This window comes from Pseudoalteromonas sp. S2893 (genome assembly GCF_005887105.1).
Taxonomy (GTDB): Bacteria; Pseudomonadota; Gammaproteobacteria; order Enterobacterales; family Alteromonadaceae; genus Pseudoalteromonas; species Pseudoalteromonas atlantica.
In genome coordinates, this window is the sequence record NZ_PNCY01000146.1 from 1 (window position 1) to 215 (window position 215).

1 protein-coding gene is annotated in these 215 nt (G+C 40.9%); it reads right to left on the reverse strand.

Translation table 11 applies throughout. The features are described 5' to 3' along the window. Positions 1-23: 23 nt before the first annotated feature. The coding region (locus CWC04_RS19485; protein WP_138686194.1) for a DUF3014 domain-containing protein at positions 24-215 on the reverse strand (192 nt) is incomplete at its 5' end.

Below are 215 nucleotides of genomic sequence, written 5' to 3' on the forward strand. Positions count from 1 at the left end.
TTAAAAACAGCATTTAATGCCTATTAATAACGCTCTAACTCGGCTTTAATTTTACGCAGTGCTGCTTTTACTTTTTTCATGATTTCTGTGCCCATACGTAACAGCTGTTTTTGTCCAGCTGGTAATTGCTCCCCTTCAGAAAACGCATACTGATAAGTAACCGAGTCACGCAGTAGCGGTAACTCGCCTTCTGGCTCCGGTGTATCAAGTAATAA